Origin of the sequence: Bacillus sp. SJS, from assembly GCF_000732485.2 — a bacterium.
GTDB classification, from domain to species: domain Bacteria; phylum Bacillota; class Bacilli; order Bacillales; family Bacillaceae; genus Metabacillus_B; species Metabacillus_B sediminis.
In genome coordinates this window covers 168,469-190,279 of the sequence record NZ_JAQV02000003.1, presented here as the reverse complement: position 1 = coordinate 190,279, position 21,811 = coordinate 168,469, and the positions used below count along the sequence as shown (strand labels likewise).

Below are 21,811 nucleotides of genomic sequence, written 5' to 3'. Positions count from 1 at the left end.
AAACCAAGTTAATAGTCTAACGGTATTCTTATTCACGTAGGACAAAAACACCACTTTAGGGGGAAAAGAAATAATGAAAAGCTTGAAATTCATGGCCGTTACTATTATGGCATCTTCTGTACTAGCACTAGCTGCTTGCGGAAATAGCGGAGATACTGCTAAAGAAGGCGAAAAAACAGAACAGACAGATAAAAAGCTATCCGGTGAAATTGCAATCGACGGTTCATCTACAGTAGCGCCAATCGGTGAAGCTGTTTCTGAAGAATTTTCTGCTGAAAACCCTGATGTAAAAGCACCAATCGGTGTATCTGGAACAGGCGGCGGTTTCGAGCGTTTCGTTGCAGGTGAAACTGATATTTCTCAAGCATCTCGCCCAATTAAAGATGAAGAAGCTAAAGCTGCTAAAGATGCTGGAATCGAATATACTGAATTTAAAATTGCGAACGATGGTCTTTCAGTTGTTGTAAGCAAAGAGAATGACTTTGTAAAAGAATTGACTGTAGATCAGCTTCAAGCAATGTGGACTGAGAACGGAAAAGCAGAAAAATGGTCTGATATCGATCCATCTTGGCCAAAAGAAGAAATCAAATTCTACTCTCCAGGAACTGATTCTGGAACATATGACTATTTTACAGAAGCAATCCTTGAAGCTAACGACAAAAAAGGTAATCCAATGACTAAATCCGCAACACTTTCTGAGGATGACAACGTTCTTGTAAAAGGTGTTCAAAATGATAAAAACGCAATCGGCTATTTCGGATTCTCTTACTACTATGAAAATAAAGACACAATGAGAGCTGTACCAGTTGTAAACGAAGAAGGAAAAGCTGTTGAGCCAAATCACGATACAATTGAAGACGGTTCTTACAACCCGCTTTCCCGTCCGCTATACATCTATGTAAGCAATAAATCTCTTCAAGAAAAAGAGCAAGTTAAAGAATTCGTTAAATTCTACTTAGAAAATGCTGCAACACTTTCTGAAGAAGTTGGATATGTTAAACTTCCAGAAGACGAAGCAAAAGAGCAAATGACTAAGTTTGAAGAAGCAACGAAATAATACCTGAACAATCTAATAGGTGAGGAGCAGCAATGCTTCTCACCTTCCTATGTATAGGGAAAGGGGTTTTCAAAAAAATGGCTATGTCAAGCGGTCAATCAATACGCGACCTGATAAAAGAGAAAAAAGCCAAGAATAGTTCTGGCAGATTGGTTGAAAAAGCAGTACCGGTAATTTTATTGCTAACAGCAATTGTTTCCGTTCTTACCACACTTGGAATTTTGTACACGTTAATTGTAGAAACCGTTATTTTCTTCTCGCAGGTTCCATTCATGGAATTCATTACGAAAACAGAATGGCTTCCTTTTGCTTCAGGAGATGAGAATAAGGTTTATGGAATATCTGCATTGGTTTCTGGAACTCTCCTTGTAACCGTGATTGCAACAATTGTTGCGGTACCATTCGGTCTTGGAGCAGCCATATATTTGAGTGAATATGCTTCAGACCGCGTCAGAAGAATCGTTAAGCCGATACTTGAGATTCTTGCTGGTATTCCTACCATCGTTTACGGCTTTTTTGCATTGACTTTCGTCACTCCTCTATTACAAAAGCTGATCCCGGATCTTCCGTTTTTTAACGCGCTTAGCCCGGGAATTGTAGTTGGGATTATGATCATTCCGATGATTGCTTCCCTATCAGATGATGCGATGAGCTCTGTTCCAAACGCCATCCGCGAAGGTGCGCTGGCAATGGGGGCAACAAAATTTGAGCTGGCAATTAAAATTATTTTGCCTGCTGCAATTTCAGGAATTGTAGCGTCTTTCGTTCTTGGGATTTCCCGTGCAATCGGGGAAACAATGATTGTGACACTTGCAGGTGGTTCAAATCCGAACTTTACCTTTAATCCTACAGAAACCATCCAGACGATGACATCTTATATCGTTCAGGCAAGCACTGGGGACGCAGGATTTGGTACTACCCAATATTACAGCATATATGCTGTCGGAATGACACTGTTTGTGTTTACTCTCATTATGAACATCCTGGCTCAATACATCTCACGCCGCTTTAGAGAGGAGTACTAAGATGAAATTAGTCGATCAAGCTCAAGTGGAAAAGAAGATGGGCAGCCGCCTGATTAATAATCAGATCTTTAAAACAATCTTTTTGATTGCCACTCTTTTTTCACTTGTTGTACTGGGAATATTAATGTATCGGATATTCACTCAAGGATATGAATTCCTTTCAGCAGACTTTTTTAATAACTTTGCTTCCAGACGCCCCTCTAACGCAGGGATTAAGGCAGCTTTTATCGGAACACTTTGGGTAATGGGCGTTACGATCCCTGTTGCTCTGATTTTTGGAGTAGGGACTGCAATTTATCTTGAAGAATACGCAAAGAAGAATAAATTTACCAGATTTATTCAGATGAATATTTCAAACCTTGCAGGCGTTCCATCCATCGTATTCGGTCTTCTGGGATTAACCATTTTCGTCCGTTATTTTGAACTTGGAAGAAGCATTATGGCAGCTGGTTTCACAATGGCTTTGCTCATTCTTCCGGTTATCGTTGTTGCATCTCAGGAGTCAATTCGCGCTGTCCCTGGACAGCTTAGAGAAGCATCATTTGGTATGGGTGCTACAAAATGGCAAACAATCTATCGTGTCGTTCTTCCGACTGCGATCCCGGGTATCTTAACGGGAAGTATCCTTGCATTCTCCCGTGCAGTAGGGGAAACTGCTCCGCTTATCGTTGTAGGCGCATTTGCATACGTCAACTACTTGCCAGACGGACTGTTAAGTACGTTTACTGTTATGCCTATTCAAATTTACAATTGGGCTTCCAGACCGCAGACGGATTTCCATGATCTCGCTGCAGCTGGTATAATAATATTGTTTATTATCCTGATTGTAATGAATACAGTTGCTGTGCTGATTCGAAATAAATTTTCAAAAAGATATTAATACAATTTAATGGTTCTATAGGTGAAGGAGGATTTTCGCAATGGAAGTTAAAACAGTTGTGAAAGATAAACAAACATCAGGTATTAGTACAGATACAGCAAATGTTAATAAAAGCGTTGTTTATAAAACAGATAACCTAAATCTTTGGTACGGCAACAATCAAGCTTTGAAGAACATCGACCTTGATGTATATGAAAATGAAGTAACAGCGATTATCGGACCATCCGGTTGCGGTAAATCTACTTATATTAAAACTTTAAACCGCATGGTCGAATTGGTTCCGATTGTACGCACATCCGGAAAAATCATCTACCGCGGACAAAACATTTTCGATAAATCTTACCGTGTTGAAGAGTTGAGAACACAAGTAGGTATGGTTTTCCAAAAGCCAAATCCGTTCCCTAAATCCATCTATGACAATGTTGCATACGGACCGAGAATTCACGGAATCCGCGATAAAAAGGTCTTGGATCAGATTGTTGAACAGAGTTTAAAGGGTGCAGCAATTTGGGATGAAGTTAAGGACCGTCTAAAAGAAAATGCATATGGACTTTCCGGCGGCCAGCAGCAGCGTCTTTGTATTGCACGCTGCCTTGCAATCGAGCCGGATGTTATTCTTATGGATGAGCCAACATCTGCCCTTGATCCGATTTCAACATTAAAAGTAGAAGAACTTGTTCAGGAATTGAAGCAAAACTATAGCATCATCATCGTTACACACAATATGCAGCAGGCCGCACGTATCTCCGACCGTACAGCTTTCTTCTTGAATGGAGAAGTGGTAGAGTACTCGAATACGAATAAGCTCTTTTCTACACCTGCAGATAAAAGAACTGAAGATTATATTACTGGCCGTTTCGGCTAATAGAAAAAAAGCCGTGCTTGTTCAGCGCGGCTTTTTTTGAACGTATGAGATTTGAATCTTTCATGCATTTTCTAAGGAAAAAGAGTAAACTATTGAAATAAAAGAAATAGTTGGAGGTTGACAACATGGTCGTACGTGGAAAATTTGAATTTGATTTAAATACGCTTAGAGAAAAATTAATTGAAATGGGAAGTCTTACTGAGATTGCTTTAGCTAAATCAATCGATGCGCTCGAAAATCAAAATATTGAGAAGGCCTTAGAGATTATGGAAGAGGATGAAGCTGTCGACAATCTGGATGAGGAAATTAATGATCTTTCCATTTTGCTTATTGCGAAGCAGCAGCCGGTTGCGACAGATTTGCGCAGGATTATGGTCACCATTAAAATATCGAATGAAATGGAGCGTATGGCTGATTTTGCTGTAAATATTGCGAAATCTGCTATTCGAATCGGGGATGATCCTCTTATCAAACCGATAGAGACCATTAAAAAAATGCATGCCATCGCAACTGAGATGCTTTCATTATCCATTAAAGCTTTTAACGAGGAAGATGTTGTTCTTGCTAAAAAAGTCGCTGATATGGATGATGCGGTAGACAATCTTTACGGGCAGACAATCAGGGAGCTGCTAGAATTGACGCAGCACAGCCAGGAGTCCATGCCGCAGGTCACTCAGCTGCTCTTTGTAAGCCGCTATTTAGAGAGATTTGCGGATCATGCAACAAATATATCTGAAAACATTTTTTACCTCGTAAAAGGCAGACACTACGATTTGAATAATTAACAAAAACTCCGCTGATTGTCAGCGGAGTTTTTGTTATTGCTTAATGAGATATTTTGCTGCCTCTTCGTTGCTTAACCCAGTAGGGAGTTTATATCCGCCCTGACGAACCTTTGTATGCAGATCTGTTTTTATCAGGTAATCCGCAAATTCATTAGCAGATTTGACCACTTTTCCTCGTTCCAGCTCTTGGGCAATTTCAGCAGTACTTGTTCCTTCATAAATAAAGAATCGGAAAGTTTCCTGTTTTAAAGGGCTTTCCTTTTTTGGTGGTGTCTCTTCCTTTTTGCTGGATGCCGATACAGATTCCTCTTTCGTTTTGACAAGGGTTTCGTATGTATCCCTTGGAACAGATACCTGGCCTTCACTTGCCAGATAGGCAGTTACTTGCTCTTCTGTTGCTTTTTCAGATTCGGCTGACTCTTTAGGTGTAAGAAAATAAGAAATGGAAAGGATAACGGTAGCAGTGATGATTCCGGCGGAGAATGCTTGGATGCCTTTTCTGCTCATGTTAGGATCCTCTCGTTTCGCTTGATGATGGCCTGAACCTGTTTAACAGAAATATTTTCTGATTTTGCAATGGCATCAACCGTCATCCCATGCTTATACTTCGCTACGACCTTTTTCTCAATATGATAGTCTAGCTGCTCTTCCTGAGACAGCGACTGAATGTCATCCTGTAAAATTTCCTCTTCCAAGACTTTAATTTTCTTCTTAAGCTTGTAAATCTCCTGCATGGCTGATAGCTGAAGCTGATCCAGATCCTTTTCGATTTCCTGAACCTTATCCTTCTTCGTAAACGAATACACCAATAAGGCAATCGCTGCGACCAGCAATACCACGATGACTATTTCCATTTAATTTTCACCTTCTATTAAAGTTTTCACTTATTCTTTATATCATAGTTTGTCGAATTTTTTAATGGTTTTTCCTATAAATTATAGGATTTTCGTTAAATTTCACATGTTCTCCTTCCTAGAGTTGTACCATAGTGAAATTTACATTATGATAAAGAAAAATAAAGAAATGAGGAAGAAACGGATTGTATTTCGAACGGGCTCAAGATTCTTCAGATACAGATTGGATAAAGGCAAAACAAATATCAGCCCTGCTGATCACCGAATGGCATGTTTCGGAGGTCACACAACGAGCCTCTCCCATTCTTATGCATGAGGATTATGAGAGCCTATACAAAATAATGAGACTTTCTTTATATGCTAATGGTTCTATTGAGCCTGTCTGCTATGACTATCCGATTTATTCCTCATCAGGGAAGATGAAGCTTTATACAAAGTCTGGCTTCCATGCTTTTCAATTAAAATTACTGTTTTTTAATTCCTCCAACATGATGCTGGCTGCAGCTAAAACACCAGATCTCTCCTTCGATCTTTCTAAAAAGACGATTGATTCGTTTCAGACTTATTTTTCCGCCTATACTGATTATGGAGAATGGAAATAACGCAATGAAACCACTCGCAGAAAATTCACCCATCCTGATGTTTTCAACAGAATACCCTCCAAAAATATGGGGAGGACTGGGAACGCATGTATCCCATTTAACACAAGAGCTTTCCTCCGCTGAGATTCATGGATTGTTAGTTACGATACCTGAAGGAATGCATGAGCCAGAATACGAAAGGCAAGACTCCTTTACGATATACCGTCCACAGTTACAGAATGAGGCATACGATAATTCCTACGAATGGATGATGAATATTAACTTAACCTGGATTAAAGCGATCCAATCCCTTCATCAATCATTCAGCCTTGTACATGCCCATGACTGGCTGACAGCCGGAGCGGCTATTTATGCTAAAAAAATGTACAGAATCCCTCTAATTGCTACCATCCACTCCATGGAAACCGGCAGAAAAAAGAGCTTGAAAACTCCCGCTGAAAAAATGATCCATGAAATGGAAAAGAAGCTTTTACAAGAAGCTGATGAGCTAATTGTCTGCAGTAATTATATGAAGCGAGAAATTCTTTCTCAAAAAGCAGATGCCGAAAAAATAACTGTAATCCATAACGGGGCGGCACCATTTTCAAAAAGTTCATTGGGAAATCCTGCTGCATATCCATACATCTTTTCCATGGGCCGCTTCGTGCCTGAAAAAGGATTTGAGGACTTACTCGTGGCTTTTTCAATGATAAAAAGCGAGCTCCCCGCTTTAAAGCTGGTCATTGCCGGGGAAGGTCCGGGTAAAGAAAAGTACGAAGCACTCGCAGAATCTTTGGGTATTCAAAAGGATGTCATATTTCCGGGTTTTATAAAGGGGGAGGAACGGAATAGATATATACAATATGCAGCTGCAGCATGCATACCAAGCCTTTATGAACCCTTTGGCTTGGCCGCCCTGGAACTTATGTCGGCAGGGAAGCCTCTAGTCGTTTCCGATGCGGGAGGGCTTCCTGAGATGGTTGTGCACAATGAGAGCGGTTTGATATATAAAAGCTCCCATATTGAAGATTTAACGCGTTCGCTTCTGGAACTATTAAAATTTCCAGAAAAAGCAGCAGCCATTAGTGTAAAAGCACACAATGAATCAAAAAAATATAGCTGGAGCTCTGCAGCTGAAAAGACAATCCACATATATAAGAAATCAATGCAGCACATGTGAAAGGAAGGAGGTTCATATGAAAGCAGTTATTCTGGCAGGCGGAATGGGCACAAGGCTGCAGCCCCTGACATCAAGATTGCCTAAACCGATGGTTCCTTTACTGAATAAACCTGTTCTCGAATATGTTGTTGAGTATTTGCAACAGTATGGAGTAACCGATATTTTAATGGCTTTATGCTGGAAAAGCAGTGTCATAGAAGAGCATTTTGGAGATGGGGAAGAATTTGGAGTCAAAATTACTTATTTAAAGGAAAAAACTCCGTTAGGTACGGCAGGCTGTTTGCAATTAGGAGAGCATTTGCTGAATGAAGCCTTTTTAGTTGTGAGCGGGGATACAATTTCAAATTTTGATTTGCATGCTGCCATCCAATCACATAAAAGTTCAGACTGCATCGGCACGGTTTTTGGCGTCTGCAAAAGTCAGACAGGTGAATATGGAAGCATGATTACCCATTCCTCCGGACGTATTCTAAATTTCATGGAAAAGCCATATCGAACAGAGGTGTATAGCGAATACATCAATGCTGGAATGTATATATTTGAACCTGATGTCTTTCATTACATCTCAAGTGATGAACCACAGGACATTTGTAAAGATATTCTTCCTCTTCTCCTTGAAAGAGGAATTCACATGTTCAAAGCGAAAGGGTATTGGTCTGACATTGGATCTCACTCCGATTACAAGGCAGCTCAGTTTGACTTGCTCGACGGGATTGTTGATCTGTCTCCTAAATGTCTCCTGAATACTGATTCAAAGAATAAAATTTGTATAGGAGAGGGAGCCGTCATTGAGAAAGGTACGGTTTTAGAAGGGCCTTTATTAATTGGAAAAGGCACGATTATAGAGAAGGGATGTAAAATCGGTCCATATACAGCGATAGGCGAGGGTTCTCATATTGCAGCAGGTTCCCGCATTGAAGGATCCATTTGCTGGAGTCATCAGAAAATTCACTCCTGTACTCATGTCATCGGTTCTGTTTTGGGAAGCTTTTGTGAAATAAAAGCTTTTAGTGTACTCAATAACGGCTCGGTTTTAGGGGAAAATGTAGTGATGGAGGGGGAAAATGTGGTCAAGGAGCACGTGAGGGTGTGGCCGGCAACCAGGGTTGCTAAAGGAACACATCTAGAAGATACCTTTTCTGCGAAATACTTTCCGGAAAAAGAGGTTTTTTGCTCAAAAGGACGCATTGATTTTTCCATGGAAGAAGGCGGGACGATAAAAGCAGTTAAACTGGCACAGGCGTTCTCAGCTGCATGCGGAAAAACCGGTGTAATTGCAGCAAGTGACGGCAGTGCCCTTTCTGCTTTAGTAACCAATCTCTTTACTGATTCCTTACGATCGTTTGGCTGCCCGATATACTTAGAAGAAGATCCGGTTCCACCATCTGCGCTTAGGTATGGATGCTATAAATTTCACCGCATGGGTGCATATGCATTCTCTGCAGGTCAAGTATGCAGCATTTTGCTATTCGATGGAGCAGGGCAGGTCCTGCCTGCAGAAATGGAAAAGTCGATTGAATCGCATTATTCCAAAGCTACACTCGTTTCAAGTAAAATCACCGGCACGAAAACAAGAATCTCCGGCTTGGCAAAAGAACATGATCACTCTCTTCGGTCTGAGGGAATTGGGGAGGGCTCAAGTTCGGGGCCGAGTTACGGTTTAGAAATGGATTCCCTTTCCTATCGGTTCTACCGGGATTTGATGGAGGAATCTTTCATTGTAAAATTAGAACCTGCAGATTTTAGTAAAGGGCCGGCTTTGATTTTTCGGCTGAATGAGCGGGAACAAACATTGGAATTAAAAGGAGCACATGGAGATTTGCCGATCACTCCCTCAATCATAAGCGAAATCTTTAATCACCGCTTTAAGCTGTCTGAAGTGGAGACCCCGATACAGCTGCTCGCATCCCTGCTAAAAGAAATAGAAGAGGACTCCTTGCACAAAGAAAAGCTATGCCTTTATTCTAAAGCCGCCTGCCAGCATGTATCCTGCCGCTCCGGGCATGAAAGCAGGGTACTGAGCCGTTTAATTTCAGATGAAGAGTTTGACCGGATCAGACTATCTGAAGGAATTAATATTCACCACGGCGAAGGCAATTGGACCAGAATCGCTTCCTTGAAGAATGAATCTGTTTTATCTATCATTACAATGGATCAGCGGCCTGAAGAAGCATTGAAAACAAATGAGGTTTATTCAAAAAAAATAAAACACTTTCAAAAATAAAAATTAAGTGGAATTTTTTGATCTTCAGTGGTATGATGTTAAAGTCTGATTAGATTTAACGATTGAACAGTTTGGAGGGATAATCATGCGTGTGAATATTACACTTGCTTGCACTGACTGTGGTGAGCGTAACTATATCTCTAAAAAGAATAAACGTAATAACCCGGATCGTATGGAGCTTAAAAAATATTGCTCCAGAGAGAAAAAAATGACAGTGCACCGCGAAACAAAGTAAGCAGCAGGGGATTAATTCCTGCTGTTTTTTTATTGGATTTTTACTGTGAATGTAAAAGCTTGAATATATAATAGAATAAGTACATATAAAAGCGGTGAGTAGAATGAAGAAAACAAATTTGCGGGAGCAGATGAAAATCCAGCTTCAGAAAATGGACGATGTTCAGTACCATGAGTACTCTCAATTAATCGAACAGCAATTACTGCAATCCCCCCTATGGAAAAAAGCCAAAACAATCGGGTTAACGATTTCACAAAATAGGGAAGCGAATACAAGGAGCATCATTGAAAAAGGCTGGAAAGAGGGAAAACGAATGGCGGTTCCAAAATGTTTTCCGCTGGAAAAAGAGATGGAATTCAGGGTGATTACATCATTTAACCAGCTTGAAACGGTCTATTACGGGCTGCAAGAGCCTATTCCGAGTATGACGGATCCAGTAGAGAAATGTGACGTGGATGTGATGGTCGTACCAGGTCTATGCTTTGACAGCAGAGGCTATCGAATTGGCTACGGCGGAGGATATTATGACCGTTACTTGCAAAATTTCACCAGCGACACAGTGTCGCTTGCCTTTTCCTGTCAGGTTCTACCTTTGGTTCCTTCCGAAATTTTTGATGTTCCAGTTAAATGGATCATAACTGAAAAAGAGGTGCTTCATTGCCGTGAGTAATCCCATACATATTCTAGGACTTTTATTAATTGGATTGATTTCACTGGCAGGATGGAAAATCAAGTCTTTGACTTTAAGCGGAGCAGCGGCTGCAGGTCTGACTGGACTGTTAATTTATCTTGGGTATGGCTTTCATGGACTTTTTTTGCTTGGAGCATTTTTCGCCAGTTCCAGTCTGCTAAGTAAATATAAGCGGAATAAGAAGAAAGTGCTGGATGAAATGCTGGAAAAGGGTGATCGCCGGGATTCTGTCCAGGTAATTGCAAATGGAGGCATTTCCTCGATTGCCAGTTTTTTGTTCTGGCTGACCGGAGCAGATCTATGGACGGCTGTTTTTTGTACATCGATTGCTGCAGCAAATTCAGATACATGGGCATCTGAAATTGGCACACTTAGCAAAAAAGCTCCCCGCATGCTGCTGTCTCTAAAGAAGACAGTTCGGGGAACGTCCGGAGCAGTCTCATTATTAGGTACCGCAGCAGCAGCAGCAGGCGCTGGTTTTATCGCTATTCTTTCTGTTTTTGTTTTTAATCTGGACTGGCAGTGGGGAGTAATGATTGCGCTGATTGGTTTTGGTGGAAACCTTGCGGATACGCTGCTGGGAGGGACTGTACAAGTAAAGTACGAATGTCCTGTATGCAAAGAGGTAACGGAAAAGAAAATCCATTGCGGAGTAAAAGGCCGTGTCGTTCAAGGATACTCATTTTTTAATAATGATGTGGTGAATATGATCTCCATATGTATGGCAGCTGCTTTGTCAGCAGGAGTAGTTATCCTGCTCTAAACGACAGCCTGGCTAAAAAAACCCCAGATGCGGATAAAATTAGGAATCGTGGCAAACAGTATGAGCAGGAGGGATTTTTATGAACCGATTAATAGGCTACCTGCTTGTTTTGTTTGGAGGTTATCTTTTATTTCAATCCAGATACCGTATACTGAACCTCATTCTCGGAAACCAGGCAATGCGCGCATTTTTCATCCGGCTTTCCTTAAGAATTCCATTTGTAAGAGATAAGTTTCTGCACAAAGCATTCTTTTAAAATGTTTGAGACTGTTATTATAAAGAAGGTTTAGGCACTTTAGTGCAATTAAGTGCGAGACCCCCCAGGCGGTGTGCATGGGAAGGGTCCGCATTTGCCTGCAATGCCCTGGAAGCAAGTATTTTGAAACGTAAATCAACCACATTCATAGCACAAAGAATCGGTATCAGAATTTCATCTGATGCTTTTTTTATTTAAGGAATTAAAAAATGACTCGCTATGGATTCGTTTGATTCGGCTGATCTTCGTACTTTGCTTGAAAACAAGTGTTAACCCTTTCTATTTGAAGGAATGTCCTGATATAATATCCATAACAAAAATGGGATCTGGAGAGGTTGCAATGGCGCTAGAGCAGGATGTTTTTTATTGGAGTATCATCGGTCAGCTGCTGGACGGTAAGTACCGCATTGTGACGATGGCAGAGGATCATAATGAAGTGTGGCTGGAGAGCCAGCGCAGTGCTGATTTCCAGCTTGTCCGATTTGTAAGAATGGATGCAGATTGGGGAAATAGGCTGGAGCAGGATATGGAGCGCGCTGCGCACTTGTTTGAGGAAATCCGGAAAAATGCCGGAAGAAAATCCATGAACATTCTTAACATCTATATTTCTGCTTACGCTCCGGTAGATGAGTGGGAGCATCTTGTCGAAAAGCCTTATTCCCGTGGAAATATTGTACTTAAAAATGTGGTTATTTCTGATGAAAAAAGGTCTGAAGGAATGATTTCAATGGAGGATATGCTTTCTGTCCGCCTGGAAAAAGAACTCCCGGAAATTACAGATTACGAGGAGCTCCATTCGTATAGGCTTAAGGTGTTAGAAAAAGAAAACACGCGGGTAACTCAGGAAAGAAAGCTGTTTGAGTATGGAAAACCAAGATTTACTAAATTACTCCTTGCGATCCAAATCGTTGTGTTTATTCTTATGGAGCTGGCAGGGGGGAGCCAAAATAATCAGACGCTGGTTAACTTTGGTGCTAAATTTAATCCTTATATTATGGAAGGTGAATGGTGGAGGCTTATTACGCCCATGTTCCTTCACATTGGCTTTATTCATCTTTTAATGAACTCAATGGCGCTTTATTTCATTGGAGAAGCAGTTGAGAAAATGTTCGGCTCTGCCAGGTTTTTAATGATTTATTTCTTTTCTGGAATTATGGGGACTCTAGCAAGCTTTGCATTTAATACGTCGATTTCAGCTGGTGCTTCGGGAGCCATTTTCGGCTGCTTTGGTGCTCTGCTTTATCTTGGCGTCGTTCAGCGCGATTTATTTTTGCGTACGATCGGACCAAACATCCTGGTGGTGATTGGCATCAACCTTGCTTTAGGTTTCACAATCTCCAATATTGATAATGCAGGACACATAGGCGGACTTATCGGCGGCATGGCTGCAGCATTTGCTGTGCAGCTGCCTTCCCAGTCTAAATCGGCAAGACAGGGCTTGGCTGCCGCAGCAGGACTGGTTCTCGCTGTTTCTCTTGCTGCGTTCGGATACTCAAGATGGTAACATGCTATAGTTGTAAGGCTGCCGGGGATTCCTGCAGCCTTTTGAACGGTTTGTATCTGCATAAATTCAAGCTTTTTTTTCTTGACTACACAAACATTCTCCGATACCTTATATATGGACGTACTTGTGCATTAAACGAGGTGAAGGCTTGAATACAGTTTATGATGTCCGACAGCTTTTAAAGAAGTACGGGACAATTATTTATATCGGGGACCGGGTTGCTGATCTCGAACTTATGGAAGATGAGGTCAGGCAGCTTTATGAATCAAAACTGATTGAAACACAGGTTTTTCAGATGGCTCTTTTAATCCTTCGCCATGAAGCACAGATCGAGCGGGAGAAAAGAGAAAGGTAATCAATGAAAATTTGTGCAAGCGGTTTCCTTAACTTATAAGACAAAGGACTGAGAGACATGAGCGAGAAGTGGCTGGTTGGTGTAGATTTGGGAGGAACCACAATTAAAATGGCTTTTATTTCTCTATACGGAGAAATGGTTAGCAAATGGGAAATCCCTACTGATAAAACTGGAAAAACGATTACAATGGATATTGCGAAAGCGATTGATGCAAAATTGCAGGAACTTGGAGAAACAAAATCCAGATTGGCGGGAATTGGAATGGGCGCTCCTGGACCTGTTGATCTTGCATCAGGACTTGTTTATCAAACGGTCAATCTAGGCTGGCTGAACTATCCGCTTAAAGATCATCTAGAGGTGGAAACAGGCCTACCGGCTGTTATCGATAATGATGCGAACATTGCAGCAATTGGAGAAATGTGGAGAGGTGCAGGCGACGGAGCGAAGGATGTCATTTTAGTGACTCTAGGAACGGGAGTCGGCGGCGGTATTATCTCAAATGGAAATGTCATCCATGGCGTAAATGGTGCAGGCGGAGAAATTGGGCACATTACGTCTATCCCTGAGGGTGGAGCCCCTTGCAACTGCGGTAAAACAGGCTGTCTTGAGACTGTAGCTTCGGCAACGGGGATTGTCAGAATTGCCAAAGAAAAGCTGGGTGAGTCTGATCAGGAGAGCCTGTTAAGGAATGCCTGGAAGGAAACAGGAGAAATTACTTCTAAAGACGTTTTTGAGTTTGCAGCTAAAGGGGACGCAATCGCTCAGGAAACTGTGGAATTTGTGACCTTTCATCTTGGACTCGCGCTTTCCAGTCTTGCTAACGGGCTGAACCCGGAGAAAATCGTCATTGGAGGCGGAGTATCAAAAGCTGGGGAATACTTGAGGGTGCATGTAGAGAAGTACTTTAAGAAATATGCTTTCCCAAGAGTAGCCGAAGGTGCAGCTATTGAAATTGCCACTCTTGGAAATGATGCTGGTGTAATCGGCGGAGCGTGGCTTGCAAAAACTTTACTCACTGAATATTAATGGGGAAAAGCGCATATGTGCATATTAAAGAGGAGCCTTGCATAAGGCTCCTCTTTTGTGAGAGAGAAAAAGGCTTTTCTCAAGAGACTTCATTCTAATATACAGTTTTATGAATGAAAGAAACGTTCAAACTAATCCTCTGCCTGCTGCTTAGTAAAGCAATGAAAATAGTCTCCTTAATGAATATGTAATAAAAAACAAAAAGTTTTTAACAAGCTGTCATACAAACTGGTTTGCCCTTATTCTGCAAGGGGTAAAGATTACAGTCAAAATATAATTCTACCATTACAATGTAATGTACGTATTAAAAGCATTGATTTTTTGTAAACGAAGTATTAAGATATGATTTAGCTTGTTAATAAATCCTTTACTTTATTTGGGAAAAAAATAGATAAAAGCAATGCGCAGTTCTGCCGGACGAGGAGGTAAATGAATGCGTAAAAATTCAATATCAAAAATTTCTTTTTTGCTCATAGCTACATTGTTCATGTGGCTTAAAACTTACATTGTCTATAAAACTAGCTTTGACATTAAAATTGAAAACTGGAAACAGGAATTCATTCTTTTTATCAATCCACTCAGCTTCCTGCTCTTTATTTATGGAATCGGATTGTTTATGAAGGAAAAGAACAGGAACCGATATGTGTTTATCGTCAGCATCCTGTTAACGGTCGTATTGCTGGCAAACATGGTCTTCTTCCGATTCTTTAATGATTTCCTTACCATTCCGGTGCTGTTCCAGTCAAGTAACATGGGCGACTTGGGAAGCAGTATTTCTTCCTTATTCCAGCCTGTTGACGTTCTTCTGTTTGTAGATCTGATCATCATGTTCTGGCTGCTTCGCAAACCTGCTTTTCGCTCTGAATCGAGAGCAACAAGAAAAGAGCGCTCAGCCTATTATTTAATGGTAGCAGCTATCTTCTTCTTTAACCTTGGGCTTGCTGAAACGGAACGCCCTCAGCTTTTAACAAGATCTTTCGACCGTGAAATGCTTGTTAAAAACATCAGTGTTTATAACTTCCATGTGTATGATGGAATTATCCAGTCCAAAACGTCTGCACAGCGTGCGATGGCAGACAGCACGAATTTAACGGAAATTCAAAACTATATTAAAGCAAATAAAAAAGAACCGAATCAGGATATGAAGGGAATTGCTAAAGGCCGAAACGTCATAGTGGTTTCTCTTGAATCTACTCAGTCATTCGTCATGAATGAAAAATTGAATGGACAGGAGATTACTCCATATCTGAATGATTTATCAAAACAAAGCTACAATTTCACTAATTTTTATCATCAGACAGGACAGGGGAAAACCTCTGATGCAGAGTTCCTTGTGGAAAATTCGTTATACCCGCTCGGCAGGGGAGCTGTATTCTTTACAAACCCTGATAATGAATTCAACGCTGCTCCGGAAATCATGAAGCAAAACGGCTATACAACAGCTGCATTTCATGCAAATAACAAATCCTTCTGGAACCGCGATCTCATGTACAATTCATTTGGTTATGAAAAATTCTATGATGTGAATAGCTATAATGTTACACCAGAAACTTCAGTAGGCTGGGGACTTAAGGATAAGGAATTCTTTGAGCAAACGGCTGACCATATGAAAGAAATGAAAAAGCCATTCTATTCTAAGTCCATTACGCTTACGAACCATTTCCCGTTTGAACTAAGCGAGGAAGATCAAACCATCGATAAATTCGATTCAAACAGTAAAACCCTGAACAATTATTTTACAACCGTAAAGTATCAGGATGATGCCATTAAACGTTTTATTGAAAAGCTAAAAGAAGATGGGCTTTATGATAACTCCATCATTGTTTTCTACGGAGACCATTACGGTATTTCCGAAAACCACAATGAAGCGATGGCGAAGTTCTTAGGCAAAGAAATTACACCTTTTGAATCTGAACAGCTTCAGCGTGTACCGTTTATCGTTCATATTCCGGGTGTAACAGATAAGAACCCTAAGGAAATTGACACAGTCGGCGGACAGATTGATATCCGTCCTACCATAATGAATCTGCTTGGTATCGATACAAAAGACCAAGTTGAGTTCGGGAATGACTTGTTCTCTAAAGACCGTCTTCCATTCACTGTCATGCGTGACGGAAGCTTTGTAACAGATAAATATGTTTACACCGACAATATCTGCTACGATAAGAGTACCGGACAGCCTGCAGAAGACAAAAAAGTATGTGAACCTTACGTAGATAAAGCGAAGAAAGAACTCGACTACTCAGACAAAATTATCTATAGTGATTTGTTAAGGTTCTATAACAAAGAAGATCAAAAACCGGCAGAAAATAAATAGCAAGCAAAAAGAGCTTTGGTCAATTGGCCAAAGTTCTTTTTTTTAGGTAAATTTTACCGGATAGCCAATTTTTCTCAAAGCCAATTGGCTCATTTTCACTGGTTCAGAAAGGAGTATCTCTCTCATAAAATGAATTGTACGAAAGGGGGATATTTCTATGAAAATCAAACTAATTGAAACTGTTCGAATTAGCACACTGGCAGAGTACTTTGATCTTCCCGCTCTTTTAATTGAGCAATCCAATCAGCCGCTAATGGATCCGATTCCAGCAGCAACAGTTATCAGCATTCCCGGATATGAGTGGGCGGCGTCCGGATTGTCACTGCCGTCAGCCTGTAAACCCGAGGATGCAATGGAAGGGTTCAATAAAGCTGTGAAAGTCTCAGATCGCATTGTCCCTAGGCAAAAAAAATATTCTTCAGCGTGTTTCTATCGTGATATAGAAAAAATGGTTCTAAAGTACCCGTTTATTCAGACACATATAATTGGAAATAGTATACGGAATCAGCCTATAATAGAGATAACGATTGGTACAGGAAAAAGAAACGTTCATATGAATGCCTCCTTCCACGCAAACGAATGGATAACTTCTGCTGTATTAATGGATTGGCTTGAACAATTTGCGAATGATCTTGTTCATGGAAAAACCAGATTCAGCCATTCTTCTCTTCAGCTTTATTCGCATAACTCCCTTTCGATTGTTCCTATGGTCAATCCGGATGGTGTAGATCTTGTCCTTGAAGGCCTCCCGGATGATAGCGATTTAAGGAAACTTGTTCTCCAGATTAATCAGCAATCCCATGATTTTTCACAATGGAAAGCGAATATTCGCGGTGTAGATTTAAATAATCAATTTCCTGCTTATTGGGAAATTGAAAAGGAAAGAAAGCTTCCGAAAACTCCATCTTCCAGAGATTATCCTGGAGACCGCCCTCTATCAGAACCTGAAGCCATTACAATGGCACGTTTATCTGAAGAGAAGAGGTTCGACCGGCTTTTATGTTTTCACACTCAGGGGGAAGAAATTTACTGGGGATATTTAAATCGGGAGCCTGAAGAAGCTGCATTAATTGTAAAGGAATTTTCGATATTAAGCGGCTATACAGAAGTTAGGAATATTGACAGCCATGCCGGCTACCGGGATTGGTTTATTCATGAATGGGGCCGTTCTGGCTATACCATTGAACTTGGCTTAGGAGTAAATCCTCTCCCGCTTGATCAATATGAAAGCATTCGGGAAAAAGGGGAAGGCATCTTTTGGGCGGCCTTATATATGTAAGCAAGTACAAAGAAAGGTGAAGAAGGTATGAGAAGCAATCGATTCCGTGTGATGACGGCAGCTTTTGCCCTTGCAGTGGTGACTGCGGGCTGTACGAGTGCTGAGCAGCAAAATATTCCGGCTGCAGAAGCGAAGATAAATATGGAAAAAAAACAGCAGAAACAAAAGGATTCGATCGTATCCTACCAGGCGAATGAGGAGACCTTTCAAATGGTTGGAGGATGGATGGGTAATGACACGGTTGTTTTCGCTGAATATAAGGACCGGCAAACCGTTCTGTACACGTACAACTTCACAACAGGCCAAAAATTGCAGCTCTACAGCGTCAATATGCCTGTTACCGACTTTGAAACATCACCTAGTGGTGATTACATCCTGCTGCAGGGCAGTCCTTCGTCAAAACAAATTGTTTTACTGTTGATTGACGCAAAGGGAGAGGAACGGTTTGAAAAGAAATTTTCATCACACGATCTTGCTTTTTCATGGAGTAAAAGCAATTCTGACCGGCTGTTTGTGACATCATTTAACGAGGATTGGACCTACAAGACCGTTATATACTATCCTCTAAGCGGATTTGAAAAATCAAACCCAATAGATGCTCCATTTGCAGAATGGACCGGAGAGGGCAACCTGCTCTTTGCAAAAGATAATACAAATCAGGTGTCCGATATCTATCAGTATGATCCCGAAAAAAATGAGGAAAAACTGGCGGCAGAAAAGGTGCTTGCTTTCTACGCGAAAAAAAATGTATGGGTTACGTTGAGCCAGGAAAATGGTGAGGCTTTCTTCCATATCCATGATGGGGCGAAAACCCGCCGCTTTGCTGCTTCCATAAAACAGACAGAAGGACTGGCTGAACTTCCAAAAGCGGAAATCAGTCCCAATGGAAAAGAGTTTCTAACTTATGAATACAACAAGGAAACAGACAAACTGGATTTAGTTTCTTTTTCCTTTTCGAAGGAGAAAAAAAATGTCCGGCTTGAGGATGCATTAAACGTTCCTTTGCAGTTCTCCCCAGATGGAACAAAAGTATTGTACGGTTTTCAGCTTGAAAAAGTGTTTAACATGGTAACGGGAAGTCTTAAAACCCTAATTAAGTTTTAGCTTCTATGTCTATGATATAATTTTTATAAAAGAAGGGCGGGAAAAATTCATGCCAATAGCAGATGTTACGATCATACCAATTGGAACGGCTACCCCAAGTGTAAGCGCACATGTAGCCGGTATCCAAGCCATTTTAGAAGAATACAGATCAGAGGGAAAAATAGAATTTCGTTTGACACCGATGAACACGTTAATAGAAGGCGAGCTTCCAATCCTATTTGAAGTCATTCAAGCAATCCATGAAGCACCCTTTCAGGAAGGCATATCAAGAGTAGCGACCAACATCCGGATCGACGACAGAAGAGATAAGAAATCAACGATGCAGAGCAAGCTTGAAAGTGTTCAGAAGCATATGAGGCAAACCTAAATAATTCTACATAAAAAAGCCGGCTAAATTATGGCCGGCTTTTTCTGTAATCTTCGGGCAGTTAAAAAGAAGGAACGATTCGGAAACATCATTCATGAAAAATTCTTTCCATAATGATGGAGACTTCATATTCATCGTTTCCCTAGTGCATTCAAGCCCTCTCATCCTGGATTATGGAAGTTGTCTTTTGCCTGAAAGGGCAGTTTGAAGCGCTGTTTTTTCTAGTGATGTGTCGGATAACCATGACTGATTACGGTCATAATGGTGAACCAGCCAAATACACCAACTGTTGCTAAACAAAACATAATTCCCAGCATGTTTTTCTCTTTAAAGGCACGATATACACCAAATACGGCTAACAGCGAAATTAACGAAAAGATGATGACTAACCCCATTGCCAATCCCCCTTGCAATCGCTTCTGGAAAAAAATGAAACAAGTTCTATTTACAATTTTAAACGTTTTCAAAATGAAAGTCGAGTTAAAATTTTCCTTAAACTCCTTCAGCAGCAAGGAATTTTAGCATAACCCCAAATCGTTGAAACTTTCCGGATTTTCCTTAATAATAGGTGATATAGTTATATAAATTTAACTTTCTTAAAGTTAAAAGCTGATTCTGGCATCATGGTGATTGCACATGAAGGCGAGAAACCTCCATGAAAGGTGACGCCTGAAGCCAAAGATTATCAGGCATGCTTAAATGAGCCGTAAATTTCACAGAATAAACGAGGTGCTAATATGAATTGGGAACGGATTCCGCTAGGTCCCCTGCAAACAAACTGTTATGTATTAAGCAATAAAGAGAAGGAATGCATTATTTTTGATCCGGGAAGTGAAGGAAACAAATTAAATCAGCTCCTTCAGGCAAGAGGCTTAAAGCCATTAGCTGTGCTGCTTACTCACGCTCATTTTGATCACATAGGTGCTGTCGACGAAGTGCGCGCCCGCTGGAACGTGCCGGTATACGTACATAAAAAGGAGAAGGACTGGCTTCCATCACCAGAGCTGAATGGTTCTCATTTCTTTCAAGCAGGACCGATTCACGCAAGACCGGCTGATGAATTTGTCCAGCCGGGAGAACCGCTTACTTTTAAAGATTTTACATTTCAAGTGCTATATACTCCAGGACACTCTCCCGGCAGTGTTTCTTATTACCACAAAGAAACCCAGTCAGTATTCAGCGGAGATGTCCTGTTCAAGGAGGGAGTCGGAAGGACCGACCTGCCTGGCGGAGACCATCAGCTCCTAATTAAGAGTATCCATGACCATTTACTGACTCTCCCTGAAGATACATTTGTGCTGTCCGGTCACGGTCCGGAGACAACCATACAGGATGAAATGGATCGAAATCCTTTTTTGAACGGATTTTAAGGTGAAAAGCGTGATCATTCAGCAAATAGAAGAAAGCGGAGGTTTTCTTTCTTTTGCGGACTATATGGAACAATGTCTGTACCATCCGATTCACGGCTATTATATGACCGAAGGCCAAAAAATCGGCAAGAAAGGCGATTTTTATACGTCCAGTTCCATTTCTGATTTTTATGGGGCAGTTATGGCCAGATGGTTTATAAAAAGAGTGGAAGCAGGGGATATTCCCCCGGTCTTTTGTGAAATGGGAAGCGGGACAGGAGCATTCATCCGGTCCTTTCTAAACGAATGGAAAAAGCGCTCTCCTTCCCTTTATAGTCAGGGAACAGTTTATTGCATCGAGTCCAGCCCCTATCATGCAGCGTCGCTTGAAACTCTCGAAGTGACCCGTCTAGCTTCCTTAGAGGACCTCCCAGATGCCTTCTCAGGCGTTTTCTATTCCAATGAATTGCTCGATGCTCTGCCCGTCCAAATCGCTCAAAACAGGTGTGGACGAATTGTAGAGTTAGGTGTAGGAGTGAATGAAGAAGATCTCATGTTAACAGCGAGAAAAGACGAGAGCAACACTCTGTCAGATTATTTGAAATGGGCTGAAATCAGCCTCCAGGAAGGCTATAGAGCCGAGGTTCCCAGCGCAATGCTTGGGCTGCTGGATAATCTGGACAAAAAGCTCGGAGATGCATACTTAGTTACAGCGGACTATGGCCATTTTTCAGAACAGCTGCAATTACGGAAACAAGGGACAATCCGAGGCTACAAAAATCATATTCTTATTTCCAATCCCCTAAGTCATCCATTTAAGATGGATCTAACCTATGATATTCCCTTAACGGCCTATAATATAAAAGCAGCGGAATTCGGCTGGCAGGAAATAGCTGTTCAAAAGAAAACTGAATTTTTTTGGAAGAATAATCTTGCGGGTTTTCTACAGGAAAACCATGACCCAAATCCATTCTCTAAAGCATCAAAAGATAATCGGGCAATCCGATCCCTTTTATCACATGAAGGAATGAGTGAATCTTTTTATGTTCTCATTCATAGAAAAAGAGGCTGAACAATCAGCCTCTTTTTTACTATGGAAAAATTTTGATTGGGG

24 protein-coding genes are annotated in these 21,811 nt (G+C 41.1%); 21 read left to right on the top strand and 3 right to left on the bottom strand.

The genetic code is table 11. The annotated features are described in order from the left end of the window. Positions 1-73 precede the first annotated feature (73 nt). From AS29_RS02120 to phoU, 5 genes are all read left to right on the top strand, one after another. Positions 74-1,057: a PstS family phosphate ABC transporter substrate-binding protein gene (locus tag AS29_RS02120; protein WP_035403905.1), complete on the top strand. Its 984-nt coding sequence runs from the start codon at positions 74-76 to the stop codon at positions 1,055-1,057. 77 nt (positions 1,058-1,134) lie between these two features. Beyond that, positions 1,135-2,082, top strand: coding sequence for a phosphate ABC transporter permease subunit PstC (pstC, locus tag AS29_RS02115; RefSeq protein ID WP_035403906.1), 948 nt, complete (start codon positions 1,135-1,137; stop codon positions 2,080-2,082). A 1-nt stretch (position 2,083) separates the two neighbouring features. Continuing rightward, a complete protein-coding gene (gene pstA / locus AS29_RS02110) occupies positions 2,084-2,962 on the top strand; it encodes a phosphate ABC transporter permease PstA (protein ID WP_035403908.1) in 879 nt (292 codons plus the stop codon). 40 nt (positions 2,963-3,002) lie between these two features. Beyond that, positions 3,003-3,827, top strand: coding sequence for a phosphate ABC transporter ATP-binding protein PstB (pstB, locus tag AS29_RS02105; protein ID WP_035403910.1), 825 nt, complete (start codon positions 3,003-3,005; stop codon positions 3,825-3,827). Between the two features lie 125 nt (positions 3,828-3,952). Further along, complete coding sequence (gene phoU / locus AS29_RS02100) at positions 3,953-4,612, top strand: phosphate signaling complex protein PhoU (RefSeq protein WP_035403912.1); 660 nt, start codon at positions 3,953-3,955, stop codon at positions 4,610-4,612. A 33-nt stretch (positions 4,613-4,645) separates the two neighbouring features. Here phoU and AS29_RS02095 read toward each other — a convergent pair whose 3' ends face one another. Both AS29_RS02095 and AS29_RS02090 read right to left on the bottom strand, forming a co-directional pair. After that, positions 4,646-5,119, bottom strand: a complete 474-nt coding sequence (locus tag AS29_RS02095) for a hypothetical protein (protein ID WP_035403914.1) — start codon at positions 5,117-5,119, stop codon at positions 4,646-4,648. Next, positions 5,116-5,466, bottom strand: coding sequence for a hypothetical protein (locus tag AS29_RS02090; RefSeq protein ID WP_035403916.1), 351 nt, complete (start codon positions 5,464-5,466; stop codon positions 5,116-5,118). Before AS29_RS02090 ends, AS29_RS02095 begins: the two co-directional genes overlap by 4 nt. A gap of 185 nt (positions 5,467-5,651) precedes the next feature. On the opposite strand from AS29_RS02090, the gene AS29_RS02085 reads away from it, so the two are divergent. From AS29_RS02085 to AS29_RS02025, 14 genes are all read left to right on the top strand, one after another. Beyond that, on the top strand, positions 5,652-6,068 hold the full coding sequence (locus AS29_RS02085; protein WP_035403918.1) for a hypothetical protein: 417 nt from the start codon (positions 5,652-5,654) through the stop codon (positions 6,066-6,068). Between the two features lie 124 nt (positions 6,069-6,192). Next, entirely contained in the window at positions 6,193-7,227 is a 1,035-nt protein-coding gene (locus tag AS29_RS02080) for a glycosyltransferase family 4 protein (RefSeq protein ID WP_442854512.1), read from the top strand. 16 nt (positions 7,228-7,243) lie between these two features. Beyond that, on the top strand, positions 7,244-9,451 hold the full coding sequence (locus AS29_RS02075) for a nucleotidyltransferase family protein (RefSeq protein WP_035403920.1): 2,208 nt from the start codon (positions 7,244-7,246) through the stop codon (positions 9,449-9,451). 85 nt (positions 9,452-9,536) lie between these two features. Continuing rightward, positions 9,537-9,686, top strand: a complete 150-nt coding sequence (gene rpmG / locus AS29_RS02070) for a 50S ribosomal protein L33 (protein WP_035403921.1) — start codon at positions 9,537-9,539, stop codon at positions 9,684-9,686. A 103-nt stretch (positions 9,687-9,789) separates the two neighbouring features. After that, positions 9,790-10,356: a 5-formyltetrahydrofolate cyclo-ligase gene (locus AS29_RS02065; protein ID WP_035403923.1), complete on the top strand. Its 567-nt coding sequence runs from the start codon at positions 9,790-9,792 to the stop codon at positions 10,354-10,356. Beyond that, complete coding sequence (locus tag AS29_RS02060; RefSeq protein ID WP_035403925.1) at positions 10,349-11,140, top strand: DUF92 domain-containing protein; 792 nt, start codon at positions 10,349-10,351, stop codon at positions 11,138-11,140. The genes AS29_RS02065 and AS29_RS02060 overlap by 8 nt, the downstream gene beginning before the upstream one ends. A 79-nt stretch (positions 11,141-11,219) precedes the next feature. Then, on the top strand, positions 11,220-11,396 hold the full coding sequence (locus AS29_RS21525) for a hypothetical protein (RefSeq protein WP_197491563.1): 177 nt from the start codon (positions 11,220-11,222) through the stop codon (positions 11,394-11,396). A gap of 340 nt (positions 11,397-11,736) precedes the next feature. After that, positions 11,737-12,900: a rhomboid family intramembrane serine protease gene (locus AS29_RS02055; protein ID WP_035403927.1), complete on the top strand. Its 1,164-nt coding sequence runs from the start codon at positions 11,737-11,739 to the stop codon at positions 12,898-12,900. A gap of 148 nt (positions 12,901-13,048) precedes the next feature. Further along, positions 13,049-13,255, top strand: a complete 207-nt coding sequence (locus AS29_RS02050; protein WP_035403929.1) for a YqgQ family protein — start codon at positions 13,049-13,051, stop codon at positions 13,253-13,255. A 57-nt stretch (positions 13,256-13,312) separates the two neighbouring features. Next, on the top strand, positions 13,313-14,281 hold the full coding sequence (locus AS29_RS02045) for an ROK family glucokinase (protein ID WP_035403931.1): 969 nt from the start codon (positions 13,313-13,315) through the stop codon (positions 14,279-14,281). A 433-nt stretch (positions 14,282-14,714) separates the two neighbouring features. After that, complete coding sequence (locus tag AS29_RS02040) at positions 14,715-16,598, top strand: LTA synthase family protein (RefSeq protein WP_035403933.1); 1,884 nt, start codon at positions 14,715-14,717, stop codon at positions 16,596-16,598. A 157-nt stretch (positions 16,599-16,755) separates the two neighbouring features. Next, the gene (locus AS29_RS02035) at positions 16,756-17,877 is read left to right on the top strand and encodes a M14 family metallopeptidase (protein WP_051860470.1); all 1,122 of its coding nucleotides are present in this window, start codon (positions 16,756-16,758) and stop codon (positions 17,875-17,877) included. A gap of 27 nt (positions 17,878-17,904) precedes the next feature. Continuing rightward, positions 17,905-18,981 (top strand): hypothetical protein, encoded by a 1,077-nt coding sequence (locus AS29_RS02030; protein ID WP_035403935.1) that lies wholly within the window; start codon positions 17,905-17,907, stop codon positions 18,979-18,981. Between the two features lie 49 nt (positions 18,982-19,030). Next, positions 19,031-19,348 carry an MTH1187 family thiamine-binding protein gene (locus AS29_RS02025; RefSeq protein WP_035403937.1) on the top strand — a complete coding sequence of 106 codons (318 nt, stop codon included), beginning with the start codon at positions 19,031-19,033 and terminating at the stop codon, positions 19,346-19,348. A 221-nt stretch (positions 19,349-19,569) separates the two neighbouring features. On the opposite strand, the gene AS29_RS02020 is transcribed toward AS29_RS02025, so the two are convergent. Continuing rightward, entirely contained in the window at positions 19,570-19,743 is a 174-nt protein-coding gene (locus AS29_RS02020) for a DUF2759 domain-containing protein (protein WP_035403939.1), read from the bottom strand. Between the two features lie 342 nt (positions 19,744-20,085). Between AS29_RS02020 and AS29_RS02015 the strand changes: the two genes are divergently transcribed. Both AS29_RS02015 and AS29_RS02010 read left to right on the top strand, forming a co-directional pair. Beyond that, entirely contained in the window at positions 20,086-20,718 is a 633-nt protein-coding gene (locus AS29_RS02015; protein ID WP_035403941.1) for an MBL fold metallo-hydrolase, read from the top strand. 10 nt (positions 20,719-20,728) lie between these two features. Then, positions 20,729-21,769, top strand: a complete 1,041-nt coding sequence (locus AS29_RS02010; RefSeq protein WP_035403943.1) for an SAM-dependent methyltransferase — start codon at positions 20,729-20,731, stop codon at positions 21,767-21,769. Positions 21,770-21,811: the final 42 nt, after the last annotated feature.

Coding starts and splice junctions, on each gene's coding strand:
- AS29_RS02065 (WP_035403923.1), top strand. CDS start 9,790: ATGAAGAAAACAAATTTGCGGGAGCAGATGAAAATCCAGCTTCAGAAA.
- AS29_RS02025 (WP_035403937.1), top strand. CDS start 19,031: ATGCCAATAGCAGATGTTACGATCATACCAATTGGAACGGCTACCCCA.
- AS29_RS02120 (WP_035403905.1), top strand. CDS start 74: ATGAAAAGCTTGAAATTCATGGCCGTTACTATTATGGCATCTTCTGTA.
- AS29_RS02040 (WP_035403933.1), top strand. CDS start 14,715: ATGCGTAAAAATTCAATATCAAAAATTTCTTTTTTGCTCATAGCTACA.
- pstB (WP_035403910.1), top strand. CDS start 3,003: ATGGAAGTTAAAACAGTTGTGAAAGATAAACAAACATCAGGTATTAGT.
- AS29_RS21525 (WP_197491563.1), top strand. CDS start 11,220: ATGAACCGATTAATAGGCTACCTGCTTGTTTTGTTTGGAGGTTATCTT.
- phoU (WP_035403912.1), top strand. CDS start 3,953: ATGGTCGTACGTGGAAAATTTGAATTTGATTTAAATACGCTTAGAGAA.
- AS29_RS02030 (WP_035403935.1), top strand. CDS start 17,905: ATGAGAAGCAATCGATTCCGTGTGATGACGGCAGCTTTTGCCCTTGCA.
- AS29_RS02090 (WP_035403916.1), bottom strand. CDS start 5,466: ATGGAAATAGTCATCGTGGTATTGCTGGTCGCAGCGATTGCCTTATTG.
- AS29_RS02055 (WP_035403927.1), top strand. CDS start 11,737: ATGGCGCTAGAGCAGGATGTTTTTTATTGGAGTATCATCGGTCAGCTG.
- AS29_RS02045 (WP_035403931.1), top strand. CDS start 13,313: ATGAGCGAGAAGTGGCTGGTTGGTGTAGATTTGGGAGGAACCACAATT.
- pstA (WP_035403908.1), top strand. CDS start 2,084: ATGAAATTAGTCGATCAAGCTCAAGTGGAAAAGAAGATGGGCAGCCGC.
- rpmG (WP_035403921.1), top strand. CDS start 9,537: ATGCGTGTGAATATTACACTTGCTTGCACTGACTGTGGTGAGCGTAAC.
- AS29_RS02075 (WP_035403920.1), top strand. CDS start 7,244: ATGAAAGCAGTTATTCTGGCAGGCGGAATGGGCACAAGGCTGCAGCCC.
- AS29_RS02020 (WP_035403939.1), bottom strand. CDS start 19,743: ATGGGGTTAGTCATCATCTTTTCGTTAATTTCGCTGTTAGCCGTATTT.
- AS29_RS02035 (WP_051860470.1), top strand. CDS start 16,756: ATGAAAATCAAACTAATTGAAACTGTTCGAATTAGCACACTGGCAGAG.
- AS29_RS02095 (WP_035403914.1), bottom strand. CDS start 5,119: ATGAGCAGAAAAGGCATCCAAGCATTCTCCGCCGGAATCATCACTGCT.
- AS29_RS02015 (WP_035403941.1), top strand. CDS start 20,086: ATGAATTGGGAACGGATTCCGCTAGGTCCCCTGCAAACAAACTGTTAT.
- pstC (WP_035403906.1), top strand. CDS start 1,135: ATGGCTATGTCAAGCGGTCAATCAATACGCGACCTGATAAAAGAGAAA.